Source organism: [Bacillus] selenitireducens MLS10 (genome assembly GCF_000093085.1).
Classification (GTDB): Bacteria; Bacillota; Bacilli; order Bacillales; family Salisediminibacteriaceae; genus Salisediminibacterium; species Salisediminibacterium selenitireducens.
Map to the genome: position 1 here is coordinate 1400606 of NC_014219.1, position 15541 is coordinate 1416146.

Annotated in this window: 12 protein-coding genes, 1 pseudogene and 1 riboswitch; of the genes and pseudogenes, 12 read left to right on the plus strand and 1 reads right to left on the minus strand. The window is 51.1% G+C overall.

The features are described 5' to 3' along the window. Positions 1–270: 270 nt before the first annotated feature. The 11 genes from fdhD (at position 271) to BSEL_RS06385 (ending at position 12095) form a co-directional block, all read left to right on the plus strand. Positions 271–1014, plus strand: a complete 744-nt coding sequence (gene fdhD, locus BSEL_RS06330) for a formate dehydrogenase accessory sulfurtransferase FdhD (RefSeq protein WP_041581792.1) — start codon at positions 271–273, stop codon at positions 1012–1014. A gap of 54 nt (positions 1015–1068) precedes the next feature. Beyond that, positions 1069–4056 (plus strand): formate dehydrogenase-N subunit alpha, encoded by a 2988-nt coding sequence (fdnG, locus tag BSEL_RS06340; protein ID WP_013172155.1) that lies wholly within the window; start codon positions 1069–1071, stop codon positions 4054–4056. After that, positions 4053–4883, plus strand: a complete 831-nt coding sequence (locus BSEL_RS06345) for a 4Fe-4S dicluster domain-containing protein (protein WP_013172156.1) — start codon at positions 4053–4055, stop codon at positions 4881–4883. The genes fdnG and BSEL_RS06345 overlap by 4 nt, the downstream gene beginning before the upstream one ends. Further along, positions 4867–5562 carry a formate dehydrogenase subunit gamma gene (locus BSEL_RS06350; RefSeq protein WP_013172157.1) on the plus strand — a complete coding sequence of 232 codons (696 nt, stop codon included), beginning with the start codon at positions 4867–4869 and terminating at the stop codon, positions 5560–5562. Before BSEL_RS06345 ends, BSEL_RS06350 begins: the two co-directional genes overlap by 17 nt. Positions 5563–5682: 120 nt before the next feature. Next, positions 5683–6471 (plus strand): formate dehydrogenase accessory protein FdhE, encoded by a 789-nt coding sequence (locus tag BSEL_RS06355; RefSeq protein WP_013172158.1) that lies wholly within the window; start codon positions 5683–5685, stop codon positions 6469–6471. A gap of 22 nt (positions 6472–6493) precedes the next feature. After that, positions 6494–7096: a molybdenum cofactor guanylyltransferase gene (locus tag BSEL_RS06360; RefSeq protein ID WP_013172159.1), complete on the plus strand. Its 603-nt coding sequence runs from the start codon at positions 6494–6496 to the stop codon at positions 7094–7096. Between the two features lie 22 nt (positions 7097–7118). Next, positions 7119–8354, plus strand: a complete 1236-nt coding sequence (locus BSEL_RS06365) for a molybdopterin molybdotransferase MoeA (RefSeq protein ID WP_013172160.1) — start codon at positions 7119–7121, stop codon at positions 8352–8354. Between the two features lie 16 nt (positions 8355–8370). Then, positions 8371–10296: a molybdopterin biosynthesis protein gene (locus BSEL_RS06370; protein WP_013172161.1), complete on the plus strand. Its 1926-nt coding sequence runs from the start codon at positions 8371–8373 to the stop codon at positions 10294–10296. A gap of 55 nt (positions 10297–10351) precedes the next feature. Beyond that, positions 10352–10555 carry a twin-arginine translocase TatA/TatE family subunit gene (locus BSEL_RS06375; RefSeq protein WP_013172162.1) on the plus strand — a complete coding sequence of 68 codons (204 nt, stop codon included), beginning with the start codon at positions 10352–10354 and terminating at the stop codon, positions 10553–10555. 254 nt (positions 10556–10809) lie between these two features. After that, positions 10810–11310: an RNA deprotection pyrophosphohydrolase gene (ytkD, locus tag BSEL_RS06380; protein ID WP_013172163.1), complete on the plus strand. Its 501-nt coding sequence runs from the start codon at positions 10810–10812 to the stop codon at positions 11308–11310. Beyond that, the gene (locus BSEL_RS06385) at positions 11307–12095 is read left to right on the plus strand and encodes an alpha/beta hydrolase family protein (RefSeq protein WP_013172164.1); all 789 of its coding nucleotides are present in this window, start codon (positions 11307–11309) and stop codon (positions 12093–12095) included. Before ytkD ends, BSEL_RS06385 begins: the two co-directional genes overlap by 4 nt. Positions 12096–12137: 42 nt before the next feature. Here the strand turns inward: BSEL_RS06385 and pckA are convergent. Continuing rightward, positions 12138–13719 (minus strand): annotated as a pseudogene (gene pckA / locus BSEL_RS06390) (phosphoenolpyruvate carboxykinase (ATP)). A 257-nt stretch (positions 13720–13976) separates the two neighbouring features. Beyond that, positions 13977–14087, plus strand: a riboswitch (SAM riboswitch). 141 nt (positions 14088–14228) lie between these two features. Here pckA and metK point away from each other — a divergent pair. Continuing rightward, a complete protein-coding gene (gene metK / locus BSEL_RS06400) occupies positions 14229–15443 on the plus strand; it encodes a methionine adenosyltransferase (RefSeq protein WP_013172165.1) in 1215 nt (404 codons plus the stop codon). Positions 15444–15541 lie beyond the last annotated feature (98 nt).

Below are 15541 nucleotides of genomic sequence, written 5' to 3' on the forward strand. Positions count from 1 at the left end.
GCAGAGGTTTTTCAGTTGGCTGAAAAAAGTACAGCCAATATTTGTTTTGTGCATATGTGAAGGTTTTATTAAATACAATGTGAAATACTTAACAAAAGATTGTGAAGTTCGTAAAAAATTTGTCGGTAGTGTGTTAAATGTCACAGAATTTCTGTTTGTAATCCGTTATGGTTAAAACAGATGGAAATGATATCGCTTTCTTTTCATAGGTCAAGTAAACAGATGTCATATGAACTATCCGATAGAAGAGAGAGTGAAGGGGGGAAGACGATGAAGATTTTCTGTCCGGAAGAATTTCCGGTTGCCCTGTTTGTTAATGGGCAGGAGATGTCCGTCTATCAGCTGACGAATGAAGATCTTGAAGAATGGTGCTATGGTCACTTATTCAGTGAAGGAGTCATTGAATCAGCCGACGATGTTGAAGAAGTCGTCATCAGAGAGGGGAAAATATCCGTCGAGTTGAGAGAAGATCTCGATGCGGATGCGCTGATGCAGCGGAAGAAGCGTATGACGGCGGGATGCGGTAACGGGGTGACATTTTTCTCAATGAACGATGTCCTCGGGTTTCCGAAAGTGGAAACATCGCACCGGGTCACACTGACGTATCTGCTGAAAAAACGGCATGAATTTGCGAAGGCGTCCCCGATGTATAACGAAACAGGGGGCATGCATGGTGCCTGTTTTATCATGCCGGATGGGTCACTGGTCATCAGGGAAGACATCGGCCGCCACAATGCAGTGGATAAGGTGATCGGATACGGGCTCTTGAACGGTGTGAATCCGGAAGATGTGATCTTATTGACAACTGGCAGGGTATCCTATGAGATGCTGTCAAAGTCTGCAAGATACGGAATCGGTGTGATTGGAAGCAGAACGGCTGCCACAAAACAGGCTGTTCAGCTCGCTAATTTTCTCGGTGTGGAAGTCGTTGGATACATCCGCGGCAAGATGTCATTTGTTTATACGAAACACGAGAAAGTGATCAACGATTTAAAAGCAGCCACTTCGATCTGACAAGGGGAAAAAAGAATCAAAATGAAGTCAAACGTAAGCTAAGGGGGAGTTATGATGCTTGAAGTATCAAGAAGACAATTTTTAAAGTTGTCCGGCGCAACAGCGGCGACACTTGCCGTTGTGGAACTCGGGTTTGACCCGAACAAGGCACAGGCGGAGTCACGGACATTAAAGACGGAATCATCCGTCATCACACCGACGATCTGTCCTTACTGCTCGGTCGGGTGCGGGATTCTCGTTCATGTGAAGGATGAAGATGTGGTGTATACGGAAGGGGATCCGGATCACCCGATTAACAGAGGGTCCCTGTGCAGCAAGGGAACATCGATCAGACAGCTGTATACGTCTGACCGGCGTGTGCAAAAGCCGATGTACCGCGCTCCAGGCAGTGACCAATGGGAAGAGCGGGACTGGGACTGGACCCTGGACCGTATTGCAGAGAAGATTAAACAAACCCGTGATGAATCCTTCGAAGTGACGGCAGACGGGATGCCGGTATACCGGACAGAAGCGATAGCAAGTCTCGGGGGAGCCGCACTTGAGAATGAAGAGTGCTATATGATTCAGAAGTTCATGCGCGGCATGGGCGCCACCTTTATTGAACACCAGGCGAGGATATGACACTCCTCTACGGTTGCCGGTCTGGCACCAAGCTTTGGTCGTGGCGCAATGACAAATCACTGGAACGACATCCAGCATGCTGACGTGATTTTCGTCATCGGGGGGAACCCTGCTGAGAATCACCCAATCAGCATGAAATATGTACAAAAAGCGAAAGACAAGGGCGCGAAGCTGATCGTCGTTGACCCGCGTTTCACAAGAACAGCTCAGCTTTCTGACGTCTATGCACCGCTTCGCTCGGGAACGGACATCCCGGTTATGGGCGGGTTAATGAACTACGCGCTGCAAAACGGTCTGTATCATGAGGAATACGTCCGACACTATACGAATGCCACGTTCCTCGTGCATGATGATTTTGACTTTGATGACGGTCTGTTTACCGGCTATGACGAAGACAGCCGCAGTTATGATAAAGCCACCTGGACGTTCCAGCGGGATGAAGACGGTGAAATTTTAACCGATGAGACGATGCAGGACCCGCGCTGTGTGTTCCAGCTCTTAAAGAAGCATTATGAGCGTTATGATGCTGAGACGGTATCAGCCATGGCGGGCATGACGGTTGATGACTTCAACCGCGTCGCTGAAACGTTCTGTTCCACTGGGGCGACAGATAAGACAGGTACGATTATGTATGCCATGGGCACGACCCAGCACACGGTCGGCTCGCAAAACGTGCGGAGCTATGCGATGCTTCAGCTCTTGCTTGGTAACGTAGGCCGTCCTGGCGGCGGTGTGAATGCCATGCGCGGTGAGTGTAACGTTCAGGGCTCCACGGACTTTGCGCTGCTCTTCCATCTGATGTCCGGTTATATCGGGGCACCGACGCAGAGCGCCAATCATGCTTCGCTTGCGGCTTACAATGAAAATGAAACACCGGCTTCAGGATTCTGGAGCAACAAGCCGAAGTTTTTGGCGAGTCTGTTAAAGGCATACTACGGAGAAAATGCGACACCTGAGAATGATTTCCTCTATGACTATTTCCCGAAAGGGCAGAAGAACTACTCCCATATTTCGTTGTTTGAATCGATGCACAACGAAGAAATCAAAGGGCTGATCACCTGGGGACAGAACCCGATGGTCGGCGGACCAAATGCCAACTTTGAGCGTGAGGCCATGACGAAGCTCGACTGGTTTGTATCCATGGATCTGTGGGAGACGGAAACGGCAGCCTTCTGGAAAGACAATGCCGGAAGTAACCCGGCGGACATTGATACGGAAGTATTCATGCTGCCGGCATGCGGGCCTTATGAAAAAGAAGGATCGGTTTCAAACAGTGGCCGCTGGATGCAGTACAGATGGAAAGCACTGGAGCCAAAGCACGACTCCAAATCCGATGCGTGGCTTGTGAATAATCTGGCGAAACGTCTGAAAGCCTTGTATGAAGGGGAACAGTCCGAAGCAGCCAAGCCGATCCAGGCACTGGACTGGAACTTTGGTGACGGCGACTATCCGGATGTGGACCTTGTCTGCCGTGAAATCAACGGGTACGATTTGAAGACGGGTAAAACGATTACCAACTTTACTCACCTGAAAGACGACGGAACAACGTCAAGCGGAAACTGGATTTATTCCGGATTTTACCCTGACGCAGGACCTGGAGAGGATAAAAACCTCGCCAAGCGTCGTGATGATGAGGATACGGGTATGGAGAACTACCTGAACTGGTCCTTTGCTTGGCCGGTGAACCGTCGTAATTTGTATAACCGCGCCGGTGCGGATCCGCAGGGGAATCCTTGGAGCTCCAATAAAGAGACGATCTGGTGGGATGGCGAACAATGGACGGGGCATGATGTACCGGACTTTGGCGCCAATAACGATCCGGCAGGTCCGGGAGGCAAAAATCCGTTTATCATGATTCCTCATGGTAAAGGCGGCCTGTTCACCGACGGCACCGCGGACGGACCGTTCCCGGAACATTACGAACCTTACGAAAGCCCGATTCCGAATGCGTTCTCGAGTCAGGAACTGAATCCGGCCGTTCATATTTGGGGCGGTGATCACAATAAGCGCGGGAAGTTTGCCGATTTCCCAATCGTGGCAACGACGTACCGCCTGACGGAGCACTGGCAGTCCGGTTCGATGACGAGACAGCTCGAGTGGCCGTCTGAGCTGATGCCGCATATGTTTGTGGAGATCAGTCAGGAACTGGCGGATGAGAAGGGCATTCAGGAGAAAGACAAAGTGATGGTATCAACGGCACGCGGCGAGATCGAAGCCCTGGCCATGATCACGAAGCGCTTCAAACCTTACACCATACGAGGCGAAAAGATCCATCATCTCGGTATGCCATGGCATTACGGCTATGAAGGAATAGCAACAGGTTCGATTGCGAACCATCTGACGAGTCACATTGGTGATGCCAATACGATGATACCGGAGTATAAAGCGTTTCTCTGTGATGTAAGGAGGGTGGAAGCATGAGCTATGCAAAATTAGTGGACGTAACCCGTTGTGATGCGTGTCGTGCCTGCCAGGTAGCCTGCAAAAACTGGAATGACCTGCCGAGTGATATTCAGGCATACGGTGGAAGCTATCAGTCCCATGAGAAAGTGAACGGAAAGACATGGAACGTGCTTCAGATGAAAGAATATGAAAATGGAAGCGGGTTTGAGTGGCTCTTTCGCCACTCCGCCTGCTACCACTGTGAAGATGCAGCGTGTGAGAAAGTGTGTCCGGAAGGAGCCATTTCCACAACGGATATGGGCAACGTCGTCATCGATCAGGAACAGTGCGTCGGATGCAGCTATTGTACGCAGAACTGTCCGTTTGATATCGTTGAACTCGCTGATTATGTAAATCAGGACGGTGAAACGGTGCAACGCGCTCAGAAATGCACGATGTGTGACGATCGGATTCATAACGGCCTGCAGCCTGCCTGTGCGGATGTTTGCCATATGGACGCTATCGTATTTGGTACAAAAGAAGAAATGAAGCAGTTGGCTCAGGAACGTCTTGCCCAGGTGCAGGACCGATATCCGAACGCCCAGATTTATGATCCGCAAGGAGTGGGCGGTACGCACACTATCTACCTTCTGACCGATGACCCTGAAGTCTATGACATGCCAAGGGATCCAAAAGTACCGACATCCGCTGTTGTCTGGAAGGATTATGCGCAACCGATGGGGAAAGCCCTTCTCGGTGTGACAACCATGGCAGTGATGACAGGCTATGTGACGAACAAGCTCTTTAACAAAGAAGGACATGGTTCTGAGGAAGAAGGAGGTCATGAAGATGTCGACAGAGACTAATGCACCTCAAAAGGTGAAACGGTTTTCGAAACCGATCCGTATCGCGCACTGGTTAAATGCCCTGGCATTTTTCGCGCTCTACCTGACGGCCTTGCCGCTTTATTCCGACTTCTTCAGCTGGCTGTATCCGGTGCTTGGCGGACCGGAAATGGCGAGGCTGTTGCACCGGATTTTCGCAGTCCTGTTTATTTCGACGCCAATCCTTGTCCTGATCTTTGACAGAGAAGGGATCAAACACTGGTTGAAATCGACATTCCAGTGGTCGAAAGCGGACGTTAAATTCTTTATGCAGTTTCCGAAAGAATTCTTCCTTGGAAAAAGTAATGTGCCAAAACAGGGATTTTTCAATTCAGGGGAAAAGCTGAATTCCCTCCTGATCATTTTGACATCAGCGATGCTGATTGTCTCAGGGATTATCATGTGGTTTCCGCAGTTCTTCTCTGCAGGTGTGATTCAGTGGGCGTATCCGATTCATAACATCGCCTTTGGATTATCCATTGCCGTGATCGTTGGCCATATTTTCCTCAGTATCGGACACCCGAACTCCAAAGCTTCGATGGAAGGTATGACAAAAGGGACCGTTGATGTGGAGTACGCTAAAGACCATCACGAAGCCTGGTACGACGAACTCGTCGAAAAAGGTGAGATCAAGGAAAAGGAGAAAGACAAAGGTGCCTGAAAAAGAAAACGAAAAAGTTCTATGAAAAGGCTGTCCTGACATGGACAGCCTTTCCTTTTGAACGATATAATGTAAGAGTCAGATCAACGAGATGCACAGAATCATAAGGGGGATATAACCATGGATCCGAATGTAGTAGCAGAAGAGTATTTAAACTTGCAAAAAGCGATTATGGATAAACAGAAAGTCATCACAGAGAAGCATCAGGATGAGATTGACCTTGATCTTGACAATCAGGAACTGAATCGGGAAGTACCGGTATTACCGCAGCTGTCCGTATCACCTGTTCCGGGTATCCTTTATCATCAGGCTCTCGATGAGATCGCCGACGTCATCGCGGTTCATCAGGAGAATCTCGCCGGTGAATTGAAAGCGATCACAGAAGCACTCGATGAAGAGACCGTTGTGAAGTGGATCAAGGAAGCGGTCATGTTTAATGAACGTTATTTTCAGGACTGGGCGAAGGAACAGGGCGTATCCGAATCCCTGCCGCATTTTCTCGCGGAACAGGCCCTGAGACCGTTTATGCAGCTGATGGCGAAACAGGTGGCGGACATCATTCATGAGTTTGACGTGATGGGGACGTGTCCGTGCTGCGGCGAGCCGCACCGTCTTGCCAAACTGATGAACAAAGGAGAAAAGCATCTGAACTGCCCGCGCTGTGAGACACTTTGGAAACAAAAGCGCCTTGCGTGTGTGCACTGCGGGAACGACAAACATGACCAACTCTTCTACATCAATGTGAAAGACGATGAAAAGGCGAAGATCGAAGTGTGTGAAACGTGCAAGAACTATCTGAAGGTCATCGACACAGCCAAGACCTTCGAGAAAAAGCCTGCCGCACTTCTCGATCTTGAAACCATTCATCTCGATTTCGTTGCACAGGAAGAGGGCTATGACGGTCAATAACTGATGAAGGAGTGGATGATGGATGGGGATTACAGGAATCATCCTTGCCGGTGGACAATCACGGCGTATGGGACAAAACAAGGCACTGTTGCCTGTTGGCGATGAGACGAATATTGGAAGGATTAAGCGGCTGATTGAAGCAAGGACCGATGATCAGCTTCTCGTGACCAATGATCCGGATTCTTATGAATTTTTGCAGATTCCGATGTTTGAAGACGAGCATAAAGGCCATGGCCCTCTTGCGGGGATCGAGGTGGCATTAAGACAGTCGACGACGACCTGGAATCTGATCGTTGCCTGTGATATGCCGTTTGTGGACGGGGAAATTGCGAGATTTCTCTGCAAGAAAGCAAAAGAAGAAGGGGCCCTGGCAGCTGTACCGGAATACAATGGCAAACGGCACCCGCTCTTTGCCTGTTATCACAAAGATTTTCTGCCTTATGTCACCGAGGCCCTCGATCAGGGCGAAAAGCGGATGATTAACGTTCTTGATCAGGTGAAAACGGTGTATATCAGTGAAGATGACATGAAGGACGCGGGCTGGAGCGATGCCCACCTGAAGCTTGCTTTTTACAACATGAATCACCCGGAAGATTACGAATGGGTGCAGACACAGAACGTGTAAGCTGAAACTGGAGGCAGTCAGAATGGATTTTTTCCGAGTCAAGACAACCGAAGAGATGACAGATATCATTGATCAGCATGTCGAATCGATTGCCCTTACAGGAACCGTGCCGACAGACAAGGCATCAGGGCGGGTTCTCGCGATGGACGTCACTGCGACTGAGGACGTCCCGGGATTCTCACGCTCGACCGTTGACGGGTACGCCGTGCAGGCACAAGATACTCACGGAGCATCTGAGACGATGCCTGCATTCTTGCACTATGCAGGCGCAGTGGAGATGGGGAAGACGCCAAATCAGGCACTGACAGCAGATCAGGCCGTCTATGTGCCGACAGGGGCGATGCTTCCTGAAGGGGCAGACGCTGTTGTGATGATTGAGGATATTGAGAAGAATGACGATCTCGTCCAGGTGCTGAAGCCGGTTCGTCATCATGAGAATGTGATTGTGAGAGGCGAGGACACAGAGAAGGGCGCACTAGTTCTTGAGAAGGGAACCGTGCTGCGCCCGCAGGAATCCGGCGCGTTGGCCGCTCTCGGCATCAGCCGAATTGAGGCCGTTAAACGGCCGGTGATCGGGTATTTATCTTCAGGGGACGAGATTGTCCCTTACAGCCGGGAGACCCTCTCGGAAGGGGAGATCCGCGATGTGAACGGCGTTACGATCCCCGCTCTGATCCAGGAGTGGGGCTGTGAAGTCAGAATTGCCCCGATCGCGAAAGACGACCGTGCCGATTTTCAGGAGAAAGCAGAAGCGCTCTTTGAAGACTGTGACATGGTCGTGATGAGCGGCGGCAGTTCCGTCGGCGTGAAAGACTACACGACCGACGTGATCACTTCTCTCGGCGACAAAGAGCCGGGGCTGCTTGTACACGGCGTCTCTGTCAAACCCGGAAAGCCGACAATCCTGTCTGTGTCGTCGAAGAAGCCAATCCTCGGTCTCCCGGGTCATCCGGCATCGGCAATGGTGATTTTTCATATGTTCGGCAAACAGATCATCGATCGGCTCATGGGGAAAAAACGTGTGGATCGTCACACAACTGTTGCAAGAGTGTCACAGAATATTCCCTCCTCTCCGGGCCGCACCGACTACATCCGTGTTACATTACATACAGGGACTCCTTACCCGGATGCAGAACCTGTCCTTGGCAAATCAGGCCTGATCAGCACGCTCATTAAAAGCGACGGACTCCTTGAGATTCCGGAGCGGAAAGAGGGCGTCTTGAAAGGCGATCTGGTCAAGGTTCATTATTTCATCTGAGGGAGGGAAGTCCGACATGAAAACACGTGATGAGCGAACGATTTATCTTGAAGATAAACCACGGGAAGAGGCCCTTTTGGACTGCCTGTCGTTTATCCGAAAGCGTCCAAAACCGTATGAGCGGCTGAAAACCGCCGAAGCGATTGGCCGTGTGACAGCAAAGCCTGTTTATGCAGGGGTATCCAATCCGCACTACCATGCATCCGCCATGGACGGCATAGCCGTCGAAGCCGGAAAGACAAAGAATGCCCATGAATCGCGTCCGATGACACTTAAAGAAGGAACGGATTTTGTCTATGTGGACACCGGACACGCCATTCCGTCCCCCTTTGATGCCGTGATCATGATCGAACACGTCAATGAACGGGCACAGGATACCCTCGATATTATTGAGCCGGCTGTCCCCTGGCAGCATATCCGTCCCATCGGTGAGGACATTACGTACGGGGAGATGATTTTGCCGCAGGGGCATCAGATCAGACCCGTTGATGCGGGCGCTCTCCTCGGAGCACAGGTACTTGAAGTGGATGTGATCAAAAAGCCCGAAGTGGCCATCTATCCGTCAGGCAATGAGCTGATTCAGCCTGATCAGCGGGCAGAGCCGGGTAAGCTGATTGAGTTTAACGGCACGATTTTTGCCGGACTCGTTGCTTCCTGGGGCGGTGTTCCTGAGCTGCACGAAATTGTCAAAGATGATCGGGCCATGATCAGACAGGCGCTGATGGCAGGCACCGAAAAAGCGGATCTCGTGCTCTTAAACGCCGGATCGTCAGCGGGTTCGAGGGATTACACGAAAGATGTCATCGAAGAGCTTGGAGAAGTGTGGACCCATGGCATTGCCACCCGTCCGGGGAAGCCGGTGATCATCGGCTGTGTAAACCATACCATCGTGATTGGTGTACCAGGCTATCCGGTCAGTGCCCACTTCGTCATGGAATGGTTCGTGGAACCAATTCTGTATGAATGGCAGGGGATCCAGGTCCCTGAAAAGCCGGAAATGCCGGTGATCGCCGGCAGACGGATGACTTCAAACATGGGTTCAGAGGATTTTGTCCGGGTGCATATCGGCAAAGTCAACGGGCAGTATATCGCCAACCCGCTGTCACGATCGGCGAGTGTGACGATGTCGCTTGTGAAAGCAGACGGAATCGTGACGATCCCGCCCGGTCATCTCGGGGTTGAGCAGGGTGATGAGATCACGGCCAGGCTGTTAAAGCCGAAGAGCCAGCTCGATCAGACAATCCTTTTCAGCGGCAGTCATGATCTGTCCATCGATGTTCTCTCATCTGTCATGAAACAGCACGACGGTCAGTCGTCGGTTACACCGAGTCACACCGGTTCGCTCGCAGGCATTATGGCCATTCGCCGGGGTGATGCCCATGTGGCGGGGATTCATTTGCTCGATCCGGCTTCAGGAACTTATAATGATCCGGATATCCGTAAGTGGTTGAAGGGCATGACGATCGTTAAACTGCCGTTTCTCAAACGCAAGCAGGGACTGATCGTACCTTCAGGGAATCCGGAACAAGTGAAGGGAATCAGGGATATCCGTGAGAAAAACCTTCACTATGTGAACCGGCAAAAAGGAGCCGGAACGCGTGTCCTCTTTGATCACCTTCTCAAGCAGGAAGACATCAAACAGGATGAAATCGAAGGCTATCAGCGGGAAATGTTCACGCATTTAAGCGTAGCCGCAGAGGTGATGGTCGATCCGAAAGCCTGTGGCATGGGGATTTATTCGGCGGCGCAGGCCGTCGGCGCGGATTTCGTGCCAGTGGACGATGAGTCTTATGACGTCATCATGACAGAAGACTTTTTCAACAGTGACCGGGGACAAAAGCTGTTTCACGCCCTCAGGTCAGAGGCCTTTAAAGAACAAGTAGAAGCGTTAGGCGGTTACACGGTCGACAGTGATGTCGAACCGGTTACCATACAGATCTAGATGATTGTCGTGTCATTCAGGGAGTAATCAACTACAAATAAGGGGGAGATGGAACATGATCTCGAACATTGGTATTCCAGGACTGGTTTTGATTTTGGTGATTGCACTGATTATTTTCGGACCGAGTAAGCTGCCGGAAATGGGGAAAGCAGTGGGTCAGACATTGAAAGAGTTTAAAAAGTCAACGAAGGAACTGACTGAAGATGTGTCAGAACCCGTTGAAGATGTAAAAAAAGAAGTCAAGAAATTCACGGACTGATCGATTGATCCGCCGGGTTCCTGCAAAACAGGAATCCGGTTTTTCTTTGTACTATAGGAATGTTTAACTTCTTTAAAGGATTATCGTATAAGTGCAACTAAGGCTTTCGCCATTAAAGCTTGGCGACAAGTCAAGTTTTCTTTATTTTCAGGCAGGTTGGTTTCGGATTGCTTCAAGGTCGGTTGTTAGACAAACAGTCTTTGAATCGTTACAATAACAGTCAGAAGAGTTGACGTAAATGGAGGGAACGCATCGTGAATGAAGAAATCTTTCGGGACTATTACAACAACAGAGTCACATTTTCGACGGAAGATCATCCTTTTTCCGATTCCCCCAAGCATGTCTGGGTGGTTGCCAGGTTCAAGGGCAGCTGGCTGTTGACGATCCATCCTTCGAGGGGGCTTGAATTTCCCGGCGGTAAGGTTGAAGACGGAGAGACGGCTGAAGAAGCAGCCAGAAGGGAAGTCTTTGAAGAGACCGGGGGCATTGTGAACGAGGCTCTTCATTATATCGGACAATACCGGGTTGACGGTAAAAAAGAAACGGTGATCAAGAACGTCTATTATGCAAATGTGGATGACCTGATCTCGAAGAACAGTTATTTTGAAACAAAAGGACCGAAGCTCATGAAGCACCTGCCAGTGGACGTGGGTGAGCGTCATGAATACAGCTTTATTATGAAAGACAGGGTCCTTGAGCTGAGCGTCAGTGAAGTGCTGCGCCGTTTCCTGAAGGAAGGGGCTACAGGCTCGTGACGGTCAGACTGTCTGAGAAGAAGATCAGCTACCCATCAGACCTGTTTGAAGTCTCTGAGGTTACCTACCAATCAGGGCCATACCGGGTAAAAGGCATGCTCGTTGTGCCGGACGGGTCACTGCGGACCGGCAGTGGCCTTCTTTATTTACGTGGCGGATACAAACATGTCGGGATGGTCCGAATCGCCCGGATGATTCAGTATGCAAGTCAGGGAATGATCGTGTTTGCCCCTTATTACCGGGGCAATGAAGGCGGGGAAGGCATCGATGAGTTTGGCGGTGCGGATCTTGAGGATGCGTTCAGTGGTTTCGATGTTCTCCGTGAAGATGCGCGGATTGATCCAGGCAGGATTCACACAGTCGGTTTTTCTCGTGGCGGGATCATGGCACCGCCTGTTGCGATTATGCGCCCGGTTAAGTCCCTCACGGTGTGGGGCGGGGTCTCGAACTGTTTTCGGATGTATGAGGAACGAAAGGATATGGGCCGTCTTCTGAGGCGGACCTTTAACGGACCGCCTGCACAGGCCTTCAGAACCTATCTTGAACGTTCCCCGCTCGCGATGGCGCACAGAATCACTGTGCCGGTTCAGATCATTCACGGAACAGAGGATACGCATGTGCCGGCAGCCCATGCGAGAGAGTTCCACCAGGCATTGACCATCTCCGGTGTGCAGTCAGATCTGAGGCTGATCCGGCAAAAGGGCCATCGGCTGACGCCTCAGGAACAGTACCTGTGGACAGAGAAGGCGTGTCATTGGATGAGGCAACAGGAAAGAGGCAGTTGAGCGGATCCGCTCAACTGCCTCTTTCCGTGTGATCACTCATATTCAGCTGGGTCCGCCCTCTTTGATGAAGGATGGCATGGCACTAAACTTCTTGAAATTGGCCTTGAAGGCACTGGCAAGAGCGCTCGCTTCACGGTCATAGGCCGCCGGGTCCTTCCACGTGCTTCTCGGCTGAAGGAGTTCATCGGGAACACCCGGACACTGTTCCGGGATGGCGAGCCCAAAGACAGGATCCTGATCGAAACGGGTATTGTTGAAGTCGCCGTTTAAGGCGGCACGGATCATGGCTCTCGTGTAGGGGAGGGCCATCCGCTCACCGCTGCCAAATGCGCCGCCGGTCCAGCCTGTATTGACGAGGTACACATCGGTATCATGTTCGAGCATTTTACTGCCGAGCATCTCTGCATAGACGCTCGCCTCAAGAGGGAGAAACGGTGCACCGAAGCACGTCGAGAAGGTTGGTTCGGGCTCTGTGATCCCCCGTTCGGTTCCTGCGAGTTTGCTTGTATAGCCGGAAAGAAAATGATACATCGCCTGAGAAGGGGTGAGCTTACTGATCGGTGGCAGAACACCTGATGCATCGGCAGTCAGAAACAGAATCGTCTGAGGATGACCGGCCATGCCACCCGGTTGACAGTGGCTGATGTTGTCAATGGGATAGGCGGCTCTGGTGTTTTCTGTATAGTCGCTTCGGTCGTAGTCGGGTTTACGGGAACGGCTGTCGACATAAACGTTTTCAAGAACCGAACCGAATCGGATGGCCCGGAAAATGTCGGGCTCATTTTGTTCCGTGAGATGAATTGTCTTGGCGTAGCAACCCCCTTCAAGATTAAAGATGCCGTTATGGCTCCAGGCATGCTCATCATCGCCGATCAGCATCCGTTCAGGGTCGGCAGAAAGCGTTGTTTTTCCAGTGCCGGACAGTCCGAAAAAGAGGGCTGTATCCCCTTCCTGCCCGACGTTGGCACTGCAGTGCATGGAGAGGACGTTCTCCTTTGGCAGCAGGTAGTTCATCACGGAAAAGACGGCTTTCTTCATTTCGCCGGCATATTCGGTGCCGCCGATCAGGATGGTTTTTCGTTCGAAGGAGATCATGATGAAGGCTTCGGAGTTCGTCCCGTCAACCCCGGGATCCGCTTTGAACGACGGGGCGCTGATGATGGTGAATGCCGGCTGTCTGTGTTCAGTTTCCTGATTATCAGGCCGTAAGAACAGCTGCCTTGCAAACAGATTGTGCCAGGCGAGTTCTGTGACGATCCGTACAGGAAGACGGTAGTGCGGATCCGCACCGGCATAGCCTTGCCTCAAAAAGACTTCATCACGGCTGTTCAGGAAGGTGACCACTTTTTCATAGAGGCGGCTGAAGACGTCAGGAGAGACGGGCTGATTGACCTTGCCCCAGTCAATGTCCCCCCCGAGTCACAGACTCATCCACGATAAATCGGTCATGCGGTGAACGGCCGGTATAGTGGCCTGTTGTGGCCCGGAATGCACCGGCATCCGTGAGAATCCCTTCATGCCTCTCGAGGGCCCGTTCAACAAGGAGAGGAACAGGCAGATCTCTTTGGATCAGGTCCTTTTGCAACAGCTTTTCAAGCGACGCTTCAAAGTCAATGATACTCATCGTAATCGCACCTTTCTTTCGTTTATTAATCGAGCTCTATACTAGAACAGAACGACGGATTTCGTAAATAGTATAACACATTTAAATATATATGACATACCCAAAATAAAAAGGTGAGTCATTTCTTTTACCCTTTTTCGTGAGGTAATTCACAAAAAAGAATGATTTGTCATCAATGTGCCACAGTGTGCCTTTGCTCATGGCAATGAGGTTGACAAATGCCCGGTTTTCACGTAAGCTGTATCGAAGAACGGATACTCTTATCCCGAGTTGGCGGAGGGACAGGCCCGACGAAGCCCAGCAACCATCACCATTGACAAGGTGAACGGTGCTAACCTGCAAGGTGACATCACCTTGAGCGATAAGAGGCAAAAGGCTGACTTGAACGACCTTTTCCTCATGACGGGAAAAGGTCTTTTTTCATTCCACATGCAGATCAGAACAGCGGGAATGAGGTCCGTACTGAAGGAAGCAGACAGGTGTCTGTTAATATCAAGGAGGTTTTTCCATTGGCAGAAAAAACAAGATTATTCACATCCGAGTCCGTGACAGAAGGTCACCCGGATAAGATTTGTGATCAGATTTCCGACGCGATCCTTGATGCGATCGTCAAAAATGATCCGAATGCCCGCGTGGCATGCGAAACGACCGTCAACACAGGGCTCGTTCTCGTTGCAGGTGAGATCTCAACATCCACGTATGTGGACATTCCGAAGACCGTCAGAGAGACTCTGTCTGGGATTGGCTATACCCGTGCAAAGTACGGCTTTGATTCCGAAACATGCGCGGTATTGACATCCATTGATGAGCAGTCCGCAGACATTGCCCAGGGAGTGGACCGTGCCCTCGAAGCACGGGAAGGCCAGATGACGGACGATGAAATCGAGGCGATCGGTGCCGGGGACCAGGGCCTGATGTTCGGTTACGCGGACAATCAGACGGAAGAGCTGATGCCGCTGCCGATTTCCCTTTCCCATAAACTCGCGCGACGTCTGACGGAAGTGCGTAAAGACGGTACGCTTAACTATTTACGCCCGGATGGCAAGACGCAGGTGACTGTGGAATACGGTGAGAACCATCATCCGATTCGGATTGATACCGTCGTCATCTCGTCCCAGCATTCGGATAAGGTGACGCTTGAAAAGATTCAAAAGGATATTGAGGAACACGTCATCAATCCGGTCATCCCTTCCCATCTTCTTGATGAGAAGACGAAGTATTTCATCAACCCGACGGGCCGTTTTGTGATTGGCGGACCGCAGGGGGACGCCGGACTGACCGGACGCAAGATTATCGTGGATACGTATGGCGGCTATGCCCGGCACGGTGGTGGTGCATTCTCGGGTAAGGACGCAACGAAGGTTGACCGTTCCGCGGCGTATGCGGCACGCTATGTGGCTAAGAACATCGTCGCAGCCGGTCTTGCTGATCGTTGTGAAGTGCAGCTCGCCTATGCCATCGGCGTGGCCCAGCCGGTTTCGATTGCTGTGGATACCCTTGGCACTGGCAAGGTCTCGGAAGATGTGCTCGTACAGGTCGTCCGTAACAACTTCGACCTTCGCCCGGCAGGCATTATCAAGATGCTTGATTTGCGACGTCCGATCTATAAGCAGACGGCAGCCTACGGTCACTTTGGCCGAACAGACATCGACCTTCCATGGGAAGCGACAGACCGTGCTGAGACGATGAAAACAGAAGCCCTCGAGCTTGCCAATCAGGCTTAATTCAAAAGACACGATCCGCTCAGGCAAATCACAGATCATAACAAACAAGCGCACCGATCCAAAGAGGATCGGTGCGCTTCATCGTTTCGTGGACAGGC